At 73.3% G+C, this 21,132-nt stretch carries 20 protein-coding genes; 12 read left to right on the top strand and 8 right to left on the bottom strand.

Annotated features, from left to right (window positions below):
- Nucleotides 1–3 precede the first annotated feature (3 nt).
- On the bottom strand, nucleotides 4–1,386 hold the full coding sequence (locus tag IEY93_RS11300) for an aspartate aminotransferase family protein (protein ID WP_189162942.1): 1,383 nt from the start codon (nucleotides 1,384–1,386) through the stop codon (nucleotides 4–6).
- 349 nt (nucleotides 1,387–1,735) lie between these two features.
- On the opposite strand from IEY93_RS11300, the gene IEY93_RS11295 reads away from it, so the two are divergent.
- Complete coding sequence (locus tag IEY93_RS11295; protein WP_189162941.1) at nucleotides 1,736–4,075, top strand: ATP-binding protein; 2,340 nt, start codon at nucleotides 1,736–1,738, stop codon at nucleotides 4,073–4,075.
- An 8-nt stretch (nucleotides 4,076–4,083) separates the two neighbouring features.
- On the opposite strand, the gene IEY93_RS11290 is transcribed toward IEY93_RS11295, so the two are convergent.
- The 5 genes from IEY93_RS11290 to IEY93_RS11270 all read right to left on the bottom strand — a co-directional run bounded on the left by IEY93_RS11290 (nucleotide 4,084) and on the right by IEY93_RS11270 (nucleotide 7,891).
- Complete coding sequence (locus IEY93_RS11290; protein ID WP_189162940.1) at nucleotides 4,084–4,236, bottom strand: hypothetical protein; 153 nt, start codon at nucleotides 4,234–4,236, stop codon at nucleotides 4,084–4,086.
- On the bottom strand, nucleotides 4,229–4,711 hold the full coding sequence (locus IEY93_RS11285) for an ATP-binding protein (protein ID WP_189162939.1): 483 nt from the start codon (nucleotides 4,709–4,711) through the stop codon (nucleotides 4,229–4,231). The genes IEY93_RS11290 and IEY93_RS11285 overlap by 8 nt, the downstream gene beginning before the upstream one ends.
- Nucleotides 4,708–4,905: a DUF5999 family protein gene (locus IEY93_RS11280; protein WP_189162938.1), complete on the bottom strand. Its 198-nt coding sequence runs from the start codon at nucleotides 4,903–4,905 to the stop codon at nucleotides 4,708–4,710. Before IEY93_RS11280 ends, IEY93_RS11285 begins: the two co-directional genes overlap by 4 nt.
- 326 nt (nucleotides 4,906–5,231) lie before the next feature.
- Nucleotides 5,232–5,600: a DUF742 domain-containing protein gene (locus IEY93_RS11275; protein WP_189162937.1), complete on the bottom strand. Its 369-nt coding sequence runs from the start codon at nucleotides 5,598–5,600 to the stop codon at nucleotides 5,232–5,234.
- The gene (locus IEY93_RS11270; RefSeq protein ID WP_189162936.1) at nucleotides 5,597–7,891 is read right to left on the bottom strand and encodes a sensor histidine kinase; all 2,295 of its coding nucleotides are present in this window, start codon (nucleotides 7,889–7,891) and stop codon (nucleotides 5,597–5,599) included. The genes IEY93_RS11275 and IEY93_RS11270 overlap by 4 nt, the downstream gene beginning before the upstream one ends.
- Nucleotides 7,892–8,059: 168 nt before the next feature.
- On the opposite strand from IEY93_RS11270, the gene IEY93_RS11265 reads away from it, so the two are divergent.
- The 3 genes from IEY93_RS11265 (at nucleotide 8,060) to IEY93_RS11255 (ending at nucleotide 10,101) form a co-directional block, all read left to right on the top strand.
- Nucleotides 8,060–9,010 (top strand): EamA family transporter, encoded by a 951-nt coding sequence (locus tag IEY93_RS11265; RefSeq protein ID WP_189162935.1) that lies wholly within the window; start codon nucleotides 8,060–8,062, stop codon nucleotides 9,008–9,010.
- The gene (locus tag IEY93_RS11260; RefSeq protein ID WP_229691043.1) at nucleotides 9,007–9,627 is read left to right on the top strand and encodes a GntR family transcriptional regulator; all 621 of its coding nucleotides are present in this window, start codon (nucleotides 9,007–9,009) and stop codon (nucleotides 9,625–9,627) included. Before IEY93_RS11265 ends, IEY93_RS11260 begins: the two co-directional genes overlap by 4 nt.
- Nucleotides 9,628–9,750: 123 nt before the next feature.
- Nucleotides 9,751–10,101 (top strand): hypothetical protein, encoded by a 351-nt coding sequence (locus IEY93_RS11255; protein ID WP_189162934.1) that lies wholly within the window; start codon nucleotides 9,751–9,753, stop codon nucleotides 10,099–10,101.
- A 3-nt stretch (nucleotides 10,102–10,104) separates the two neighbouring features.
- Here the strand turns inward: IEY93_RS11255 and IEY93_RS11250 are convergent, their stop codons facing one another.
- Nucleotides 10,105–10,905 (bottom strand): crotonase/enoyl-CoA hydratase family protein, encoded by an 801-nt coding sequence (locus IEY93_RS11250; protein ID WP_189162933.1) that lies wholly within the window; start codon nucleotides 10,903–10,905, stop codon nucleotides 10,105–10,107.
- 252 nt (nucleotides 10,906–11,157) lie between these two features.
- Between IEY93_RS11250 and IEY93_RS11245 the strand changes: the two genes are divergently transcribed.
- From IEY93_RS11245 to IEY93_RS11210, 8 genes are all read left to right on the top strand, one after another.
- Nucleotides 11,158–12,621: a sugar transferase gene (locus IEY93_RS11245; protein ID WP_189162932.1), complete on the top strand. Its 1,464-nt coding sequence runs from the start codon at nucleotides 11,158–11,160 to the stop codon at nucleotides 12,619–12,621.
- On the top strand, nucleotides 12,621–13,688 hold the full coding sequence (locus IEY93_RS11240) for a glucose-1-phosphate thymidylyltransferase (protein WP_189162931.1): 1,068 nt from the start codon (nucleotides 12,621–12,623) through the stop codon (nucleotides 13,686–13,688). Before IEY93_RS11245 ends, IEY93_RS11240 begins: the two co-directional genes overlap by 1 nt.
- A complete protein-coding gene (rfbB, locus tag IEY93_RS11235) occupies nucleotides 13,685–14,653 on the top strand; it encodes a dTDP-glucose 4,6-dehydratase (RefSeq protein WP_189162930.1) in 969 nt (322 codons plus the stop codon). The genes IEY93_RS11240 and rfbB overlap by 4 nt, the downstream gene beginning before the upstream one ends.
- Complete coding sequence (rfbD, locus tag IEY93_RS11230; protein WP_229691042.1) at nucleotides 14,650–15,525, top strand: dTDP-4-dehydrorhamnose reductase; 876 nt, start codon at nucleotides 14,650–14,652, stop codon at nucleotides 15,523–15,525. The genes rfbB and rfbD overlap by 4 nt, the downstream gene beginning before the upstream one ends.
- Nucleotides 15,525–17,069 (top strand): MFS transporter, encoded by a 1,545-nt coding sequence (locus IEY93_RS11225; protein ID WP_203968228.1) that lies wholly within the window; start codon nucleotides 15,525–15,527, stop codon nucleotides 17,067–17,069. Before rfbD ends, IEY93_RS11225 begins: the two co-directional genes overlap by 1 nt.
- Nucleotides 17,066–18,010 carry a glycosyltransferase family 2 protein gene (locus IEY93_RS11220; RefSeq protein WP_189162929.1) on the top strand — a complete coding sequence of 315 codons (945 nt, stop codon included), beginning with the start codon at nucleotides 17,066–17,068 and terminating at the stop codon, nucleotides 18,008–18,010. The genes IEY93_RS11225 and IEY93_RS11220 overlap by 4 nt, the downstream gene beginning before the upstream one ends.
- A 148-nt stretch (nucleotides 18,011–18,158) precedes the next feature.
- The gene (locus IEY93_RS11215; protein WP_189162928.1) at nucleotides 18,159–19,337 is read left to right on the top strand and encodes a hypothetical protein; all 1,179 of its coding nucleotides are present in this window, start codon (nucleotides 18,159–18,161) and stop codon (nucleotides 19,335–19,337) included.
- Nucleotides 19,334–20,092, top strand: a complete 759-nt coding sequence (locus IEY93_RS11210) for a WecB/TagA/CpsF family glycosyltransferase (protein WP_203968230.1) — start codon at nucleotides 19,334–19,336, stop codon at nucleotides 20,090–20,092. Before IEY93_RS11215 ends, IEY93_RS11210 begins: the two co-directional genes overlap by 4 nt.
- Before the next feature lie 22 nt (nucleotides 20,093–20,114).
- Here IEY93_RS11210 and IEY93_RS38030 read toward each other — a convergent pair whose 3' ends face one another.
- Entirely contained in the window at nucleotides 20,115–21,122 is a 1,008-nt protein-coding gene (locus IEY93_RS38030; RefSeq protein WP_203968232.1) for a glycosyltransferase family 2 protein, read from the bottom strand.
- Between the last annotated feature and the right edge of the window lie 10 nt (nucleotides 21,123–21,132).

Genomic DNA, 21,132 nt, shown 5'->3' with positions numbered 1-21,132 from the left:
CGGTCAGGCCGCCACCAGGCTGCAGGCGTTGACGGCCTCGGCGATGATGGCGCAGGCCGCCGCCACCACCTCGGCGGTCACGTTCAACGGGGGGAGGATGCGCACCACACAGTCGGCCCGCCCGCCCAGCTCGACGATCAGGCCGCGCCGCAGCGCGGCGCCCTGGACGCGGTGGGCCAGCTCGGTGGCCGGGCCGCCGTCGCGGGGGTCGGCCAGCTCGACGCCCCACATCAGGCCGACGCCGCGCACCTCCTTGACCCAGGGGTTGGCCGTCAGCGGGGTGAGCAGCTCGGCGATCTGCTCTCCGCGGCGCCGGACGTTGCCGAGCACGTCGTCGCGGCGGATGACCCGGACCGCCTCGGCGCCGGCGGCGAAGGCGAGCTGGTTGCCGCGGAAGGTCCCGATGTGCGCGCCGGGCGCCCAGACGTCCAGCCGCCGGTCGTACATGATGATCGCCACGGGCAGGCCCATGCCGCTCAGTCCCTTGGAGGCGACGATCACGTCCGGTTCGATGTCGTACCGCTCGAAGGCGAACCACGTGCCGGTGCGCCCGCAGCCGGTCTGCACCTCGTCCACGATGAGCGGGATGTCCAGCTCCCGGGTCAGGGCCCGGATGCGGCGCGCGAACGAGCGGCGGGCCGGGATGACGCCGCCCTCGCCCTGCACCAGCTCCAGGATGACCGCGGCGGGCAGCGGGACGCCCCCGTTGCCGTCGCGCAGCGACCGTTCGAGCTGCCCGGCGCAGTTGGTGTCGCAGGTGCCCGGGAGCAGGTCGAGCGGGCAGCGCGCGCAGTAGGAGTAGGGGGAGAAGTGCACGCCGGGCACGCCGTTGGCGACCGGCTGCTTCTGCCGCACCAGGCCGGTGAGCGCCATGGCGGCGTGGCCGCTGCCGTGGAAGCCGCCCTGGAAGGCGACCACGTCACCCCGTCCGGTGGCGGTCTTGCACAGCTTGACCGCCGCGTCCACCGCGTCCCCGCCGGTGGGGCCGCAGAAATGGATCTTCATCCGGTCGCGCAGCCCGGCGGGGAGCATGGCGAGCTGGGCCTCGGTGAAGGCGTCCTTGGCGGGGGTGGGGAAGTCCAGGCCGTGGGTGAGCCGGGTGAGCTGGGCGGTGGCCGCGCGCACCAGCTCGGGGTGGTTGTGCCCGAGTGTCAGCACTCCGGCCCCGGTGAGGAAGTCGATGAAGACGTTGCCGTCCAGGTCGCGCAGGAAGCTCCCGGAGGCTTCGGCGATCGCGATGGGCAGCCGGCGCGGGTAGGTGCGCGCGTTCGACTCGCGGACGGCCTGCCGGGCGAGCAGTTCGGCCGAGCGGGGACCGGGGAGGTCGCTCTCCACGAAAGGTCGGGGTGAAATATCGGTTGTGGCGCTGGGATCGGCCAGACTCATCGGGCTCTCCTCTCAAGGCCGCCGACGATACGATTCCACTCCCACTACCAGCACAAACACCTCAAGCACTCTCACACCACACAAAGCTCCGCATCTGACCGGCCGCTGCGAGGCGGGTTTTCGGACACGGCGGAACCGGCGGGCGCGGGCGCGGATCCCTGCCCGTATTGCGATCTCGCCGGGCCGGTGGACGCGGACGGCCTGTCAAAGCTTTGCGGCTACCTGGCGTGATACGTGGTCGCTCGCGGCAAATGTGGCGATCTGCGGGGGTATGGCTCTTGGGTAGCGGTACGCGGGCCGAAGGCGACTCCCCGGCCGCCGATCGCTCCCTGAGACCGTGGTGAGAGGAATGGAACCGAACACCCCCAAGCGCCGGGCGGCGCATGGGCTGCCGTCCGACGTGACCAGTTTCGTCGGACGGCGGCACGAGATCGCCGAGGTCAAGGCGCTGCTGGCCAAATCGCGACTGGTCACCCTCACCGGGTTCGGCGGCGTCGGCAAGACCCGGCTCGCCTCCCGGACCGCCATGGAGGTGCAGCGCGCCTTCGCCGATGGTGTGTGGTTCGTCGACCTGTCGGCGATGAGCGACCCCGGCATGCTCGCTCCGGCGCTGATGGAGGTCCTGGAGGTGGAGGAGCAGTCCAACCGCCAGCCGATCGAGCCGGTCGCCGAGTACCTGGCCGACAAGAAGGGCCTGCTCATCCTGGACAACTGCGAGCACCTGCTGCAGGACTGCGCGATCCTCGCCGAGCTGCTCCTGGCCGGGGCCGACGGCCTGCGGATCATCGCCACCAGCAGGGAGCCGCTGCGGATCGCCGGCGAGCGGACCATGGTCGTGCACCCGCTGCCCGTCCCGGACAGCGCCGCCGACCTGTCACCGCAGGCGCTCGCCGAGGTGGACGCCGTACGGCTGTTCCTGGAGCGCGCCGAGGCGGTCGTACCCGGATTCGCCATCACCGAGGCCAACCGCGACGCCGTGGAGCAGATCTGCCGGCGCCTGGACGGCATCCCGCTCGCGATCGAGCTGGCCGCCGTGCGGCTGCGCGCGCTGTCGGTCCATCAGCTGGTCGACCGGCTGGAAGACCGGTTCAAGATGCTCACCACCGGGTCGCGGACCGCCACCAGGCGCCAGCAGACCCTGCGCGCGCTGGTCGACTGGAGCTACGCCCTGTGCACCGCGCCCCAGCGGCTGCTGTGGGCACGCGCCTCGGTGTTCCACGGCGGGCTGGACCTTTCCGCCGCGGAGGCGGTGTGCGCGGGCGACGGCATCGCCGCCGAGGACGTTCTCGACCTGATCAGTGGCCTGGTGGAGAAGTCCGTGCTGGTCCGCGAGGAGCATGAGGGCCAGGTGCGCTACCGGCTGCTGGACACGGTACGGGAGTACGGCCTGGACCGGCTGGCCGAGTCCGGCGGGCAGCAGGAGATGCGCAGGCGGCACCGGGAGTTCTACCGCGGGCTGGCACGCCTGGCCGGCGGGCCGGCGCTCGGCGGCGAGCAGGCCCTGCTGCTGCGGCGGCTCCGCCTGGACCACGCCAACCTGCGGGCCGCTCTGCGCTCGGCACTGGAGGAGGGTGATCCGGAGGACGGTCTGCGCATGGCCGTCGACCTGCTCTACCACTGGAGGATGTCCAACCAGATCAGGGAGGGGCGCCGCTGGCTGCAGGCGGGCCTGGCCCGGGTCACCGGTCCGTGTGAGACGCGCGGCTGGGCGCTGGCCGGCGCGAGCTGGCTGGCGATCATGATGGGGGACGTCCCGGCCGCCGTCGCCATGACCGACGAGGCGCGCCGCCTCGGGGAGCGGCTGCGGCTCGGTCACCTGCTCGCCTACGTCGCCCTCTACGCGGGCATGGCCTGCGTGCACCAGGACGAGATCCCGACGGCGGTCAAGCTGTACGAGGAGGCGCTGGCCGCGCACCGGGCGGCCGGCGACGAGCGGGGCGAGGTGGTGACCCTCACCCGGCTCTGCATGACCTACGACCGGTACGGCGACCCGCGGCGCGGGGTGGCGGCCGGTGAGGAGGCGGTGCGCATCTGCGACGCCCGCGGGGAGGGCTGGCACCGGTCGTACGCCGTGATGGCCCTCGGCGTCGTGGCCTGGCGGCAGGGGGAGATCACGCGCGCCACCGCTCTGGAGAAGGAGACCTTGCGCCACACCAGCGCGCTGGGCGACCGGGCGGGCATGGGCATCGCCATGGAGGTGCTGGCCTGGATCTCCGCCTCCAAGGGCGACCCCGAGCGCGCGGCGACGCTGCTCGGCGCGCTGCGCACGCTCTGGCGTCGCGCGGAGGCCCCGCTGATGCAGTACGGCAACCTGGTGCGCTACCACGAGCAGTGTGAGGCGCGCATCCGTGACTGCCTCGGCGAGCCGGCCTTCCTTGCCGCGCTGGAGCAGGGGGCCCGGCTGTCGTTCGACGAGGCGCTCGCCTACGCGATGGAGGAGCGGACACCGGACGGGCGGGCGCCGAAGGCCCTGGAGGCGGCGCGGGCGTCACCGCTGACCCGGCGGGAGACCGAGATCGCCGGGCTGGTCGCCGAGGGGCTGAGCAACAAGGCCATCGCCGCGCGGCTGGTGATCGCCCAGCGCACGGCCGAGGGCCATATCGAGCACATTCTGAGCAAGCTGGGATTCCACTCGCGCGCGCAGATCGCGGTGTGGGTGGCCGAACAGGATCGGCTCGGGGTGAGCTGAACGAGCGGTCAGTAGGGGAGGACGACCCGGCCGGACGGGGTGCGCAGGTCCTGGCACTCCTCGTCGGCGCGGCGGCGCGGCCTGCGCGCCTGGACGCGGCGCGGCCGGGGCGCGGCGGGGATCACGGCGGGGCCGGTGGTGCTGCGGGAGGTGTCAGCCATCGCTGCGGTCCTCCTTGGCGGGGTGGGTGGCGGGCGGCTCGCAGACCACCTCGAACCAGACCACCTTGCCGGTGGCGAGCGGGTGGCTGCCCCAGGAGGTGGAAAGCGCTTGCATGAGGTACACGCCGCGGCCGCCCTCGTCGCCCTCGTGGACCTCCTGGACCTCGGGCAGGCCGGGATTGGTGTCCTGCACCTCGCAGCGAACCCGTCCCCGGTCGGCGCTCAGCGACATGACCGCGCCCCACGAGTGCCGCATGGCATTGGTGACGACCTCGCTGACCAGCAGTTCCACGATGTCGCAGTCCCCGCTGAGGCCCCAGTCCGCCAGCTTGCGGCGCACGCGCCTGCGCGTCTTCGGCACCGTGGTGGGTTCGGGGAACAGTACCCAGGAGGCCCGCTGGGCCGAGGTGTGCGCCGGCCACAGTCGAGCGGTCATCCGGACCTGCGGGCGTGCCCCGGCGTGCGCCATCGTCATGCGGCACATCCGTACTCGAGCCGGTGGACGGGCGGGACGGTGCGTCCGTCGGGCAGGAGTTCACCGGTGTCGTCGAAGACGATCACGCCGTTGCAGAGCAGCCCCCACCCCTGCTCGGGGTGGAACGCCACCAGGCATGCGGCCTCGTGGTCGATGGCGTCTGCCGACGGGCACTGCGGTTGGTGTTGACACATGACTACACCTGAATCCGATGTGATCTTCCTGGCGATGGGCCGTGCGGGTGACCGACACGTCCAGCATCCTCCATGGACATATACCTAGTAACGGGATAACTACCCCAATCAATACCCAGTTGTCACAGACGGGCGGGAAGTTTTTACCTGACACGCGAAGCGCACTTGACTCACACCTGTGAAGCCCGTCCGGTCGATCTACCCCGCCTTGGCCTGCGAGGCCGCCTGCGGTGGCCGGGGTAAAGGGGACCCGAAACGCGGGCAGGCGGAGACCGGCAGTGACCGCGCGGCGAGGCGGGCCGGCGACGGGGACCCGCCGCGGCGCCTCAGAGGGCCTTGAGGCCCTGGATCACCTCGCGCAGCAGACGCTCCTCGGGGAGCTGCGACACCGTCGCCGGCGGCCGCACACTGACGAGCTCGTGGTCGCGCAGGTCGCCGAGCAGGACGCGGACCACGCTCAGCGACAGGCCGCTCTCGGAGGCGAGGTCGACGACCGACATCGGCTGGGCGCACATGCGCAGCAGCCGCAGATGCTCAGGACCGAGCCCCACCTGCGGCACGACGCCCGGCATGGCCCGGACGATCGCCACCATGTCGAAGTCCGGGCCGGTGGGCCGGGTGCGGCCACGGGTGACGGTGTAGGGACGGATGAGGGGCCCGGCGTCCTGGTCCAGCCAGCGTTCGCCCTCGCTCATGACGCGTTCCCCTCACCCTCGTGCGCTCGCTCCCACCCCGCGCGGAACGAAGTGAACATATCGGGAGACGGCTGCGGTGGGTCCGCCGCGGGCCCCCCGGCCGCGTCGTGCCGCGGCCCGGCCTCCCGAGGGTCGCGGCCGGAGGCCGGCGCCGGATCGCGCAGCTGGGGCGCCAGACTCGCCTGGCGCACGCGATGCGGCAGATTCCCGCCCGTGCGGCGTCCCCCGGCCCCCTCGCCGCCCTTCCGTCCGGAGCCGTTCGCCCCGGGCCCTTCCAGCGCGGCGGACCGGCCCCCCGGCCGGCTGCCGCCTTCCAGCGCCGAGGTGAGGCCGCGCCCGGCGCCGAACCATCCCGGCTGCCCGGTGAGCTGCTCGACCGAGTACGGGTCCCCCGAGGGCTCGGTCGGCATGACCAGGCTCTCGGGCAGCAGCACGATCGCCGTGGTGCCGCCATAAGGGGAGGGCCGCAGCGAGACGCGGATGTCCCGCCGGGCCGCCAGACGCCCGACCACGAACAGGCCGAGCCGGTCGCTGTCGGCGAGGTCGAACTCCGGCGGGTCGGCCAGCCGCTGGTTGATCTGCTCCATCTCGGCCGGGCTCAGGCCGAGGCCGCGGTCCTCGATCTCGATGGCGTAGCCCCGGGCGACCATCTCGCCGCGGACCTCCACGTGCGTCTGCGGCGGGGAGAAGATCGTGGCGTTCTCCACCAGCTCGGCGATCAGGTGGATCACGTCGGTGGCCGCGGCGCCGGCCAGCGACACCGTCTCGGACAGGGTCACGTGGACCCGCAGGTAGTCCTCGACCTCCTCCACGGCGGCGCGCACCACGTCGTACAGCGGAATGGGGTTGCGCCAGCCGCGGCCGGGGGTCGCGCCGGACAGGATGATCAGGCCCTCGGCGTGCCGCCGCATGCGGGTGGTCAGGTGGTCGATGCCGAACAGCTCGTCGAGCAGGTCGGGATCGGTGACCTTGCGCTCGATCGCGTCCAGCATGGACAACTGGCGGTGCAGCAGCGACTGGTTGCGGCGGGCGAGGTTGAGGAACACCTTGCCGACGCCCTTGCGGATCTCGGCCTGGCCGACCGCCGCCTCGATCGCCGTGGTCTGCACCGAGGTGAACGCCTCGCTGACGCCCGCGATCTCCTCGGTCGGGCCGGTCCTGATGGGCGGGCTCTCGGCGGCCACGTCGACGTCCTCGCCCAGGCGCAGGCGCTGGACGACGCGCGGCAGCCGCTCGTGGGCGAGCTGGAGGGCCGCGCGCTGCAGCTCGACCAGCTCGGCGGTGATCCGCCGGCCGAAGCGGACGGAGACGTACAGCGAGACGCCGACCGCGATGAGCCCGACGAGCAGCGTGAGGGCGATCCGCCACAGGATGACGCCGGCCAGCGGGGCGGCGCGGTCGGCGATGCGTCCGGCGACGATCCCGTTCTGGACGTCGAAGGCGGCCGTCAGCTTGATGATGTGGTCGCCCCAGTTGACCGAGCCGCCCGGCAGCGGCCTGCCCGGCGTCACGTCCTGGACCACCTGGTCCTCGACCGAGGCGAACCGCGTGTAGGTGGTGGAGTTCTGCAGCACGAGGTACGGCTGGCGCAGGTCGGGGTCCAGGAGCTGGAAGCCCATGTCGTACAGCAACCTGCGCTTGGTCACCAGCGTGCCGAACACCGCGCGCTCGTCGTTGGTCATGGCGCCCGCCCGCACGACGCCGGCGAGCAGGGCGGCCTGCTCGCCCATGAGGTCGCGGCTGCGGTCGATCAGCGTGACGGCCCGGGTCGGCGGGCCGATCTCCAGGTCGCCCGCGAACTTCAGGCTGTCGTACACCCGGCCCACCGCGTCGGAGATCAGGCGGTAGGCGTCCAGGGTGAGCAGCCGGCTGAAGCTCCGTGAGTCGACCCGCGCCCGGATGTCGGGCAGCCGGTGGGTGGTCTCGATCAGCTCGTTCACCCGCTGGTACATCTGCGGGCTCGACTCCTGTTCCGCGGCGCTGTCGAGCACCGCCCGCTCCAGGGCGGCCCGCGCCTGGTCGGTCCGGGCGCGCGCGGCGTCCAGCTCCGACCGCTCGGAGCCGGGCGAGCTGAGGAACACCACCGACTGGAAGCGCTCACCCTGGATCTCGGAGGCGAGGTTCCCGGTGGGCGCCACGAGGTCGTCATAGATGGTGCGGACCCGCAGGAGGTCGAGGCCGTCCTGGACGGTGATCGCCGCGGAGTACGCCCAGATCCCGAGGAGGGACACCAGGGGGACCAGCACCAGGGCCAGGATCTTGAACTTGATGGATCTCGTACGCCCGCCCATTTGACCTCGCAGGGGAACCGCGCCGTTACTCGCGGGTTATCGGTGGCGAAACAGTACCAACGTGGATCAGGTGGAGGTAGGGCCCTTCTGCAACAAAATGGGTCCTATTCCTCTTAGGTAAGCCCGTTTTGGTGGCTTTTGTCGTCTGGTTGTCAGACAATATGTGGCATGCTTTCGCTCGGTTCTCACTACGGCGGGACCGCTGCGGTGATCGCCGCCGCCGTCCTTTGGGGCACCGCCGGGACGGCCGGCGCGCTCGTGCCCGGCGGCGCGGCCGAGCCCGTGGCCCTGGCCGCCGCCCGCCTGGTGATCGGCGGCGCCGTCCTCGCCACCGCCGCGGGGCCCGCCGCGCGCCGGCTGCTCACCGGACGCGACGGCGCGCCCACCCGTGCGGGCGGGCGCGTCCTGCCGCTGGCCGCGGGCGCGCTGGCCGTCGCCGCCTACCAGCTCTGCTACTTCGCGGCCGTCACCCGCACGGGCGTCGCCGTCGGCACGGTGGTGGCCATCGGCAGCGGCCCCGCGTTCACCGGCCTGCTCTCCTGGCTGCACGAGCGCAGGCGGCCCGGGCGGCGCTGGACGGTCGCCACCGCCGCGGCCGTGGCCGGATGCGCCGCCCTGGTCTCCGGCGGCCAGGCCGTCGGAGTGGACCCGGCCGGAGTGCTGCTCGCCCTGCTCGGCGGGCTGCTCTACGGCTTCTACGCGGTCACCGCCGCCCGGGCGATCGGCGCGGGCGCGCCCTCCGGCGCCGTCATGGGCGTGCTCTTCGGCGGCGCCGCGCTGGTCATGCTGCCGGTCCTGCTCTGGAGCGGCACGGCGTGGCTGGCCGAGCCGCGCGGGCTGCTCACCGCCGTCTACCTCGGCTGCGCCACCACCGCCCTATCCTATTACCTGTACGGCCGGGGCCTGCGCACCACGCCGGTCGCGCGGGCGGCCACCCTGGCGCTGGCCGAGCCCGCCGTGGCCGCGCTGCTCGGGGTCGCCGTCCTGCACGAGCGGCTCACCGCCGTCTCCTGGGCCGGGCTCGCGCTGCTCGGCGCGGGTCTCGTCCTGGTCGCCAGGCCCGAACCGGGGGCGCCGGTGCCCGCCGCCCCCGCCGGGCGGGCACAATCGTCGGCGTGAAGCTGCGCCCGGTCTCCACGGTCGACGCGCTCGCCGACGCCCTGCGCCGGCGGGTGCTGTCCGGCGAGATCCATCCCGGCACCGCGCTGCCCGAGCAGGAGCTGTCGACCCTGTACGGCGTGGCGCGCCCGACCGTCCGCGAGGCACTGGCCGTCCTGGTCCACGAGGGCCTGCTGCGCCGCGAGCGCAACCGCAGCGCGTACGTGCCCGAGGTGACCGCCGCCGACCTGGCCGACCTGATGTACGTCCGGCGGCCGCTGGAGGACCTCATGGCGGTGAAGCTGGCCGGCGGCCGGGTGCCGCGGGCGGAGGGCGCGCTGGCCCGCATGGCGGACCTGCCGCTCGGCGCGCCGTGGGCGGACGTGGTGGCCGAGCACATGACGCTGCACGAAGAGCTGATCGTCGCGGTGGGCAGCCCGCGCCTGTCCCGCCTGTACGCCGCGCTGGCCGCCGAGACCCGGCTCGGCCTGGTGCGGCTGCGCGCGGTCTACCCCGACCGCGCGCTGCTGGTGGCCGAGCACCGGCTGCTGCTCGACGCCATCGCCGAAGGCCCGGCCGAGGACGCCCGGCGGGCCGTCGCCGCCCACCTGGACCACTCCTGGGGCGAGGGGCGCTGAGCGTCACCGAGCGTGACGAACGGCGACGTTCGCGGGCGTCCCGCCCGTTCGCCGGGAGGGGGGAGGGCCCTGATGAGCCGTTTCTCTTGCATGGAGTGCTGCTGAGTCGTCACAATCGCGCCCATGCACGGCAACTCTGTGCCGGATACCTATGTCTACGTCACCGAAGAGGGCGTCACCCGTCATTACGCCGATGGCAGCGTGGAGGCCCTCGCGTGGGAGGACGTCGTCGAGGTCCGCGTCGGCGGGGTAACGGAATCCGACATCCTCATCGTCCTGCTCGATCGCGACGGGCAGGCGTGCGTGGTGCCGCGCTCCGCGACCGACGCCACCTTCCTGGCCAGGCTGCGTTACTTACCGGACTTCGACCTCGACCGGCTGCGGGAGGCGTTCACGGCCGCCACGCCCAGTTACCTGGTCGTGTGGCGCAGCCCCGACCCGCCGTCCCCGCTGCCCGACCTTGAATACGACTGAGCCCTAGATAGTACGACCGGCCTCGGGCGGGCGGCCGCCGCGCGCCCGTGGTCGGCTTCCGTGCCGGCCCGCGCCGGCGCGGAAGCGGCCGATGCCCTCCTCCGCCGCGCGCAATGAGATCAGGCCGTGCCGGAACTCGTTGCGCAGGGCGTCCTCCTCGGCGAGCCCTTCCTGCTCCAGAGCCGAGAGCCGGTCGTGCCGCAGGCACTCCTGGGGCAGCGCGGCGATCTGGCGTGCCAGCTCCTCGGCCCGCTCCCGCGCCGTCCCGGGTGGCACCACCCGGTCCACCAGGCCGATGCGCAGCGCCTCGGCGGCGTCCACGGGGCGGCCGGTCAGGATCATGTCCATCGCCCGGCCGGCGCCGACGAGCCGCGGCAGCCGGACGGTGCCGCCGTCGATGAGCGGCACGCCCCAGCGGCGGCAGTACACGCCGAAGACGGCGTCCTCGGCGGCCACCCGCAGGTCGCACCATAGGGCCAGCTCCAGCCCGCCCGCCACCGCGTGCCCTTCGACCGCGGCGATCACCGGCTTGGACAGGCGCATGCGGGTCGGGCCCATCGGGCCGTCCCCGTCGCCGGCGACGCGGTTGCCCCGCTCGGTCCCGACGGCGTGCAGGTCGGCGCCGGAGCAGAACGTGCCTCCCTCGCCCCACAGCACCGCGACGGAGGCGCCGGAGTCCTCGAACGCGCGGAAGGCGGCGGCGAGCGCGGCGGCGGCCGGGCCGTCCACCGCGTTGCGGACCTCGGGACGGGACAGGACGACGGTGGCGACCGGGCCGGATCGCTCCAGATGTATGCCGGACATGGGGCGAATCTAGCGAGCGGGGGGCCTACACGGATTTGGACCGTTCCGTCAAGCGCCGTGAGTTGGTCGTTACCGGCCGAATGTGGCCATTGCCCAGCTATTTCGTCGGACAAAGTCGATCTTTAGGATGTGAACGGGTACCCGCGCTCGTGATGTTTGCGTCACGTGTCAACCAAAGGGGCGCATTGGCCGTCTGGTATCTGCACGGTCCGGCAGGCACCACGGTCTGGCGAGAGCAGGGTAGGGGTGGGCATGAGGGTGGGGCTGGAGGAGCGTGACGCCGCGCTTCTCAACGGTGGCCCGCTGACGGCGTCCAGTATCTGGACGCGCTCCTATATGCGGGCTCTCCTCGCGGGCGATCTGGCGTGCGCCATGATCGCGTGCGAGGCGGTCATGGGATTCAGGCTCTGGCTCGGGGCCTTCATCCCGTGGTCGGAGTTGTTGTTCGGATTCGGTCTCGGGCTGGTCTGGCCGGGCGCGATGGCGCTGGCCGGGGTGTACCGCGAGAAAAGCCACGGCGAGGGCAGCGAGGAGTTCCGCGCGGTCTTCGAGGGCGGGGTGGGCCTGACGGCCGCCGTGGCGATCGGCGCGTACGCCACCCAGACGATGATCGCCAGGAGTTACGTCATGGCGATGCTGCCGCTGGCCACGGCGCTCACGCTGGTGTTCCGCTACCGCATGCGCAAGCGGCTGCACCGCCGCCGCGCGCAGGGCGAGTACCTCCGGCGGGTGGTCGCCGTCGGCCACCGGACCGCGGTGCTCGACCTGGTCATGCAGTTCCGGCGCCAGCCGTACCACGGCATGCGCGTCGTCGCGGCCTGCCTGCCGCCGGGACAGTTCCCCGGCAACGGGCTCGACATCGACGGCGTGCCGGTCTACGGCGACTTCGCCGACGTCGCCACCGTGGCCGACAAGGTCTCCGCCGACGCGGTCGCCGTGCTGGCCTGCCCCGAGCTGGACGGCGCCGCGCTGCGCCGACTCGCCTGGAGCATCGAGAGCAAGGGCACCGAGCTGTTCGTCGCTCCCGCGCTCATGGACGTCGCCGGCCCGCGCACGAGCATCCGGCCGGTGGCCGGCATGCCGCTGCTGCACGTGGAGCACCCCGAGTTCGACGGGACGCGCCAGGTCGTCAAGAGCCTGTTCGACCGGCTCGTCGCGACCGCGGCGCTGACCGTGCTCGCGCTGCCCATGCTGGTCATCGCCGCGCTCGTGCGCACCACCAGCACCGGTCCCGCGCTGTTCAAGCAGACGCGGGTGGGCCGTGACGGGCGCGGATTCCAGGTCTACAAGTTCCGCACCATGGTCAAGGACGCCGAGAAGCTCAAGACCGAGTTACTGGTTGACAACGAATTCGACGGCGTGTTGTTCAAGATGCGGAACGATCCAAGGATCACCCGGGTCGGCGCCTTCCTGCGCCGCTACTCGCTGGACGAGCTGCCCCAGCTCCTGAACGTCCTGCGCGGCGAGATGTCGCTGGTCGGGCCGCGTCCGCCGCTGCCCGAGGAGGTCGCCCAGTACGGCACCGACGTGCGCCGCCGCCTGGTCGTCAAGCCGGGGATGACCGGCCTGTGGCAGGTCAGCGGCCGCTCGGACCTGTCCTGGGAGGAGTCGGTCCGCCTCGATCTGCGCTACGTCGAGAACTGGTCGCTCATCCTCGACCTGCAAATCCTGTGGAAGACCTGGTCGGCCGTCACCAAGGGTGGAGGAGCGTACTAGTGAAGGCCCTCGTGCTCGCCGGCGGGTCGGGGACCCGCCTGCGGCCGATCACCCACACCTCCGCCAAGCAACTGGTGCCGGTCGCCAACAAACCCGTGCTGTTCTACGGGCTGGAGGCCATCGCCGCGGCGGGCGTCCGTGAGGTCGGCATCGTCGTCGGCGACACCCACAGAGAGATCGAGGCCGCCGTCGGCGACGGGTCGGCGTTCGGTCTGGAGGTCACCTACCTGCGGCAGGAGGCCCCGCTCGGGCTGGCCCACGCCGTGCTCATCGCCCGCGAGTACCTCGGCGAGGACGACTTCGTCATGTACCTCGGCGACAACTTCGTGGTCGGCGGCATCGAGCCGCTCGTGCGCCGTTTCGAGGAGGAGCGGCCGGCCGCCCAGATCATGCTGACCCGCGTGCCCGACCCCCGGCAGTTCGGGGTCGCCGAGCTGGACGCCACCGGCCGGGTCGCCGGTCTGGAGGAGAAGCCCGAGCGGCCCAAGAGCGATCTCGCGCTGGTGGGCGTCTACATCTTCTCCCCGGCGGTGCACGAGGCGGTCGCCGCGCTCAAACCGTCCTGGCGGGGCGAGCTGGAGATCACCGAGGCGATCCAGTGGCTCATCGACGCCGGCCGCCCGGTGGCCTCCACGGTCATCTCCGGCTACTGGAAGGACACCGGCAACGTCGCCGACATGCTGGAGGTCAACCGGCTGGTCCTGGAGGAGGTCGAGCAGCGGCTGGACGGCGAGGTGGACGCGGCCAGCGAGATCATCGGCCGGGTCGTCGTCGAACCGGGCGCGCTGGTCACCGGCTCGCGCATCGTCGGCCCCGTGATCATCGGCGCCGGGACGGTGGTGCGCGACTCCTATGTCGGGCCGTTCACCTCCGTGGCGGAGAACTGTCAGATTGTGGACAGCGAAATCGAGTACTCGATAGTGCTGCGGCGCGCGTCCATCCATGGGGTCCGCCGCATCGAGGCGTCCCTGATCGGGCACGACGTCGAGGTCACGCCCGCTCCCAACACCCCCAGAGCCCACCGGTTGGTGCTCGGCGATCACAGCAAGGTGCAGATCAGCTCATGAGAGTTCTGGTCACCGGCGGAGCCGGTTTCATCGGGTCGCACTATGTCCGCACACTGCTCGACGGCGGGTACCCGGCGTTCGCCGGGGCCGAGGTCACCGTGCTCGACCTGCTGACGTACGCGGGCAACCTCGCCAACCTCGCGCCGGTCGAGGGCCGCCACACCTTCGTGCACGGCGACATCTGCGACGCCGAGCTGCTCGCACGGCTCGTCCCCGGGCACGACCTGGTCATCAACTTCGCGGCCGAGTCGCACGTCGACCGGTCCATCGACGGGCCGTCGACGTTCGTGCGCTCCAACGTGCTCGGCGTGCAGACCCTGCTCCAGGCGTGCCTTTCCGCCGGGACGCCCAAGGTCGTCCAGGTGTCCACCGACGAGGTGTACGGCTCGATCGAGGAGGGCTCCTGGGCCGAGGACGCCCCGCTGCTCCCGCGCTCGCCGTACTCCGCGGCCAAGGCGGGCGGCGACCTGCTCGCCCGCGCCTACGCCGTCACCTACGGCCTGCCGGTGTCGATCACGCGCTGCGGCAACAACTACGGGCCCTACCAGTACCCCGAGAAGGTCGTCCCGCTGTTCGTGACCAACATCCTGGAAGGCCGCAAGGTCCCGCTCTACGGGGACGGCGGCAACGTCCGCGACTGGGTGCACGTGGACGACCACTGCCGGGCCATCCAGCTCGTCGCCGAGCGCGGCGAGCCCGGCGAGATCTACCACGTCGCGGGCACCGCCGAGCTGAGCAACCTGGAGCTGACCCGGCGCATCCTCGCCGAGCTCGACGCCGACTGGAGCATGGTCGAGCCGGTGACCGACCGCAAGGGCCACGACCGCCGCTACTCCCTGGACGACGCCCGGCTGCGCGCCATGGGGTACGCCCCGCGGACCGGCTTCGACGAGGGCCTGGCCGCCACCGTCCGCTGGTACACCGACAACCCGTCCTGGTGGAAGCCGCTCAAGGGTGCTCGGTGAAGCGACTGCTGATCGCCGGCGCGACCGGCATGCTCGGCGGCGCCGTGGCCGCGGCGGCCGAGCACGACCCGGACGCTCCCGAGGTGCTGGCCTGCGGGCGCGACCGGCTCGACCTGCGCTACCCCGACGGGGTGCTGCGGTTGCTGCGCGAGGAGCGGCCCGACGTCGTGGTCAACTGCGCCGGCTGGACGGCCGTCGACGACGCCGAGACCCACGAGGTCGAGGCGCTCGCCGTCAACGGCCACGGCGTGCGCGCCCTCGCGCTGGGCTGCGCCGAGATCGGCGCGCGGCTGGTCCACGTCTCCACCGACTACGTCTTCGACGGGACGGCCCGCGCGCCGTACGCCGAGGACGCGCCGACCCGGCCGCTCAACGCCTACGGGCGGAGCAAGGTGGCCGGCGAGCGCGCCGTCCTCGGCCTGCTGCCCGAGACGGGATACGTCGTGCGGACGGCCTGGCTGTACGGCGCGGGCGGGCGCAACTTCGTGCAGACCATGATCAACCTTGAGGGCACGCGGGACGTCCTCAACGTGGTCGACGACCAGTACGGGCCGCCCACCTGGACCGGCGACCTGGCCCCGGGGCTGCTGGAGCTGGCGCGTGCCTACCACGCCCCGCCCGGTGTCTACCACTGCACCGGCGGCGGGCGGACGACCTGGCACGGGCTGGCCCAGGAGGTCTTCACGCTGCTCGGCGCGGACCCCGGGCGGGTCCGGCCCATCCCGGCCACGGCCTACCCGCTGCCCGCGGCGCGCCCGGCCTACAGCGTCCTCGGGCACGCCCGCTGGGCCGCCGCCGGGCTGGCGCCGATGCGCCACTGGCGGGACGCGCTGCACGCCGCCTGGCCCTCACTGGCCGGAAGCCGGGTCTGATGTACCTCTCCGAGACCCGCCGGTCCGACGCCGCGCGTTCCCCGGCGAGCGTGCCTCCCGCGCGCGGCGCCGGCACCGCGCCTGACGCGACGAGCGGCGCGGACTCCGGCGTGACCGGCGCGGACGCGAATCCCGGGGTGCGCGGCGCGAACCATGGCGTGCAGGGCGCGGCGACCGGCGTGAGTTCCGGTACCAGCGGCGCGGGCGCGGAGCCGGGTGGCTCCGGTGCCGGGGGCGGCGGCGTTCCGGGCGCGGGCACCACCGGCAGTGGCGCCACCCGCAGGGCGCTGGCGGGCAATGTCGTCGCGCTCGGGCTGGTGAGCCTGTTCACCGACGTCTCCTCCGAGATGGTGACCGCCGTCCTGCCGCTCTACCTCGTCTACCAGCTCGCGCTCAGCCCTATGCAGTTCGGCCTGCTGGACGGGGTCTACACCGGGGCGACGGCCGTGCTGCGGCTCGCGGGCGGGCACGTCGCCGACCGCTTCCGCCGCCGCAAGCTGGTCGCGGGCGCCGGGTACGCCATCTCGGCGGTGTGCAAGATCGGTTACCTGCTCGCCGGGCGGTCGGTGCCGCTGATCGGCCTGCTCATCGGCCTCGACCGCGCGGGCAAGGGCCTGCGCACCGCGCCGCGCGACGCGATGATCTCGCTCAGCGCCCCGGCCGAGGCGCAGGGGCGCGCCTTCGGGCTGCACCGCGCGATGGACACCGCCGGCGCGCTCATGGGCCCGCTCGCGGCGTTCGGCGTGGTCGCCGCCGTCGGCGCGGCCTCGGGGTACGACGCGGTCTTCGTGGTCAGCGGCTGCGTCGCCGCGATCGGCGTGCTCATCCTCGCCCTGTTCGTCCGCGAACCCGGCACCGAGCGCGAGCCCCGCGCCGGAGCCGCGTCCGCCTCGGGTGCCGTCACCGCGCCGGCTCCCGGCGCCTCCGGTGATTCCGGCGCTGCGGGTGCCGGGCGGCGGGCCGTGCCGCTGCGCGGTGCGGTGGAGCTGCTGCGCCGGCGGCCGTTCCGGCGGGTGCTCGTCGCCGTGCTGCCCCTGTCGCTGACCACGATCAGTGACTCCTTCCTCTACCTCGTGCTCCAGCGCACGCTGGACATCGACGCCGGATGGCTGCCGCTGCTGCCGGTCGGGGTCGCCTGCACGTACCTGCTGGCCGCGGTGCCGTTCGGGCGGCTCGCCGACCGCGTCGGCCGGGCCGCCGTCGTGACGGGCGGTTACCTCGCCCTCCTCGCGTGCTACGCGCTGCTGCTGCTCCCGCCCGGGCCGGCGGTGCTGGTCGCCGTGCTCGCCCTGCGCGGGCTGTCGTACGCGGCCACCGACGGCGTGGTGAGCGCGCTGGCCGGGCCGCTGCTGCCGGAGGAGCGGCGGGCCACCGGGCTCGCCGTCGTGCAGACCGGCCAGGCGCTCGGCGCGATGGCCGCCTCGTGGGCCTTCGGCGTGCTGTGGGCCGCCCAGGGGCCGCGCACGGCGGTCGTGACGATGACGGCGGGCCTCGGCCTGGCCCTGGCCTTCGCCGTCCCGCAGCTCAGGAAGGCCCGCGGATGAACCTTTCAGTGATCATCGTGACCTACCGCAGCGCCGGGTACATCGGCCGCTGCCTCGCGGCCGTCGAGCGCGCGGTGAAGGCGCTGGACGCCGAGGTCATCGTCGTGGACAACAACTCGCCCGACGACACCGTCGAGGTGGTCAGGGCCGCCGCGCCGTGGGCCACCGTCGTGGCCAGGACGGTCAACGGCGGCTTCGCCGAGGGGTGCGTCGCCGGGGCCGAGGTCGCCCGCGGCGGCCACCTGGTGTTCGTCAACCCCGACGCCGAGGTCCAGCCGGACGCGTTCACCGCCCTGCTCGACTGCGCCGCCCGCAATCCGGGGGCCGGCATCGTCGGGGGCCGCTGCGTGACCGAGACCGGGGAGAACGACCCCCGCTCCTGGTGGGGCCGCCCGACGCCGTGGTCGGTGTTCTGCTTCGCGACCGGGCTGTCCACGGCGTTCCCCGGCCGCCCGCTGTTCGACCCCGAGTCCCCGTCGGTGTGGACCGGGGAGCGGCGGGTGCCGATCGTCACCGGAGCCATGATGCTGGTCGACCGGCGCGTCTGGGACGAGGTGGGCGGGTTCGACACGCGCATCTTCATGTACGGCGAGGACGCCGACCTGTGCCTGCGCGCCCGGGCCGCCGGCCACCGGCCGATGGTCACCGACCGCGCGGTGTTCGTCCACCCGGGCGGCAAGTCGTCCTCCAGCCTGAACAAGCTGGTGCTGCTGTTCACCGGCAAGGCCACCGTGGTCCGCCGCCACTTCCCGCGCGGGCTGCGTCCCGCGGGGGTCGCGATGCTGCTGTTCGGCGTCTGGCTGCGGGCGGCGCTCAGCCGCCGCGTGGCGCCCCCGGACGCCGCCCGGCAGGGCCGGCCGACGGCCGAGCGCGGCGACTGGGCCGAGCTGTGGGCGGTCCGGGACCGCTGGCGCGGCGGCTGGGACGCCGCCGGGTCCTGATCGGGCCGTCAGATGCCGAGAACACTGAGAAACGTTGAGAGATGCTGAAAAATCGCTGTCACTGGCGGACGGACCGGTCCGCTGGTCTCCTGGGGGGTCCCAAGGTGTTGTCCGGTACGAGTTCCGAATCCGAGATCAGGGGTGAGCGATGACCCGCCACGAGGGCCGCCTCGGCGCGCTCGCCGCGGTCGACGCGTCCGCGGCCGAGCTGGCCGACCGCATGGTGGACCTGTCGGTCCGCGGGCTTCCCCCCGGCTACGCCGGCGGCATGTTCGTCTTCACCAGGCGCGGCAGGCGCGGCGACGACGGGAGCTGGACGGCCGTGCCCGAGGGGCGCAGCGTCCGCTACAGCGCGATCGTGGCCCTGGGCGCGGCCGCCCTGCCCGCCGACGGCCAGCGGGCCGCGCTCGCCGGGGACACCGTGCACGACCTGGTCGGCAACCTGGTCAAGGAGCTGCCCGCCGTCACCAACCTCGGCGACGCCGCCCTCATCGCCTGGGCCGCCGCCGAGACCGGCCACTCCGGGCTGGAGGACGCGCTGCGCCGCCTCGCCGAGCTGGAGGGCGGGCTGAGCTCGGGTGACCCCGTCCACACGGTCGAGGCGGCCTGGGCGCTGGCCGCGCTGGTCGCGGCGCGCCGGGGGAGCGGTGACGCCGCGCTGGACGGGCCGCTCGCCACCGCCCGGGAGCGGCTGCTCACCGGGCTGCGGGGCGACCGGCTCTACCGGCACGTCATCGGCCCCGCCTCCTGGTACCGGGCGCACGTCGGCTGTTTCGCCGACCAGGTGTACCCCCTGCAGGCCCTGGCTCGCCTGCACGCCTACACCGGGGACGCCGAGGCCCTGGCCGCCGCCGAGCAGATCGCGGCCGGCATCTGCGAGGCGCAGGGGCCGCAGGGCCAGTGGTGGTGGCACTACGACGCCCGCACCGGCGGCGTCGTCGAGGGCTACCCGGTCTACAGCGTCCACCAGCTCTCCATGGCCCCGATGGCGCTGCTCGACCTCGCCGACGCCGGCGGCACCTCCTACCTCAAGGAGATCGCCCTCGGCCTGCACTGGATGACCTCCCGCCCGGAGGTGGACGACGAGCTGATCGTCGAGGAGCTCGACCTGACCTGGCGCAAGGCCGCGCGGGACGACCCCAAGAAGATCGTGCGCGGCGTGCGCGCGGTGGCCAGCGCCATCAACCAGGGGTCGCGCATCGGCGTGCTCGACCGCATCTACCCGCCGCTCGCCGTCGACCGCGAGTGCCGCCCGTACGAGCTGGGCTGGCTGCTCTACGCGTGGCTGTTCACCCTGCCCCGCGACACCTCAGGGACACGGGGGTGAGCACCACGGCGCCGCGCCGGGACATCCTCGGGGTGTCCCTGGACGCCTTCACCATGGAGCAGGCCGTCGCCCGGTGCGTGGCGGCCGTCGAGAACCGCGAGAACCTCACCATCGGCGTGGTGAACGCCGCCAAGGCCGTGCACATGCGCGAGGACGCCCTGCTGCGCGACTCGGTGACCTCCTGCGACCTGGTCCTCGCCGACGGGCAGGCCGTCGTGTGGGCCTCCCGGCTGCTCGGCCACCCGCTGCCCGAGCGGGTGGCCGGCATCGACCTGTTCACCGAGCTGATGGCCGAGGGCGCGCGCCGCTCCTACCGGGCGTACTTCCTCGGGGCCCGGCCGGAGGTGCTGGAACGCGTGGTCGCCGAGGTGCGCCACCGCTATCCGGGGCTGGAGGTGGCCGGGGCCCGCGACGGCTACTTCACCGACGAGCAGGCGGCCGAGGTCGCCGCGCGCATCGGCGAGGCCAAGCCCGACCTGCTGTTCCTCGGCATGACCTCCCCGAAGAAGGAGATCTTCCTCGCGCGGTTCGCCGAGGAGATCAACGCCGGGGTGATCCACGGCGTCGGCGGCTCGTTCGACGTGCTGGCGGGCAAGGTGCGCCGGGCCCCCACGCTGTGGCAGCGGCTCGGCGCCGAGTGGCTGTACCGCTTCCTGCAGGAGCCGCTGCGGCTCGGGCCGCGCTATCTGTCGACCAACACGCGGTTCGCCTGGATGGTGGTGAAAGAGTACGTCCAGGCCCGCACGAGGGCGTGAGACCCCCCGCTCGGCGTCCGCGTCAGTCGCGGCTGCTCTCGTCGCGCAGCCACGTCGTGTAGTCCCCGGCCCGTACGGCGCGGCGCGCGCGTGCCCGGGCCACCAGCGTGATGGTCAGGAACACCGCCAGGTGCGGCAGCAGCCACGGCGCGCGCCTGGCGATGGCCAGCAGGTCCCGCGGGCCCGTACGGGCCTCCTGGCCGCTCATCGGGCCCTGCTCGATCTCGGCCACCACGGTCACGGCGCGCACCCGGCGGCGCAGCAGGTCGCCGAGCGTGCGCGGCGGGTGGATCACCGCACGCGCCTCGCGCACCACGCGCCGCTCGCCCGGCGCGAACGCCAGCGAGGCCGCGAGGTCGTCGCCCATGACCGGGGGCAGGTCCATGAGGCGGCGGTTGCCCTGCTCGGACACCGCGATCACGCCCCGGCCGAACAGCCCCTCCCGGACGGCCGGCAGCCGGCTCCAGACGGCGTAGTAGGCGCGCACCGGCCAGGGACGGTCGCGCAGCACCAGCGCCCGCTCCGGGGCCGCCGCGAGCGGCGTGGCCACGCGGGCGGGAACGTTCCCGGAGGCGTCCTGCGCGGTCACCGAAGCCTCCGGGGCGGCCTCTGGGGCGTTCTGAGCGAGCCCTGGAGCGTTCGGGGCGACCGCCGGGGTGTTCGCCGGAGCGGCCGTTGGAGCGGTCGTTGGAGCGGTCCCATGCGCGGCCACGCCGTCGTCCGCCAGCGCGTCGCGCAGGGCCCGCAGATCGGCCGTGCCCAGCTCGACGTCGGCGTCCACGTACACCCGCGGGTGGCTGCTCGCCGCCTGGTCGCCGAGGCGCAGCGCCTCGCGCTTGGACGGCACCGGCGTCTCGACCACCCGCACGCCGAACCCGCGTGCCACGCCGGCGGTGTCGTCATCGCAACCGTTGGCCACCACCACCACGTCGAACTCGCCCGGGGCCGCCTCGGCCAGCAGGCGAGTGAGAAGCCGGCCGATGACCCGCGCCTCGTTGTGGGCCGGGATGATGACACTCGCGCTTGGCATAGTTCCGAAG

The organism is Sphaerisporangium melleum, assembly GCF_014646695.1.
Lineage (GTDB): Bacteria > Actinomycetota > Actinomycetes > Streptosporangiales > Streptosporangiaceae > Sphaerisporangium > Sphaerisporangium melleum.
The sequence above is the reverse complement of the archived record's forward strand: the minus strand, read 5'-3'. Positions and strand labels throughout refer to the sequence as shown.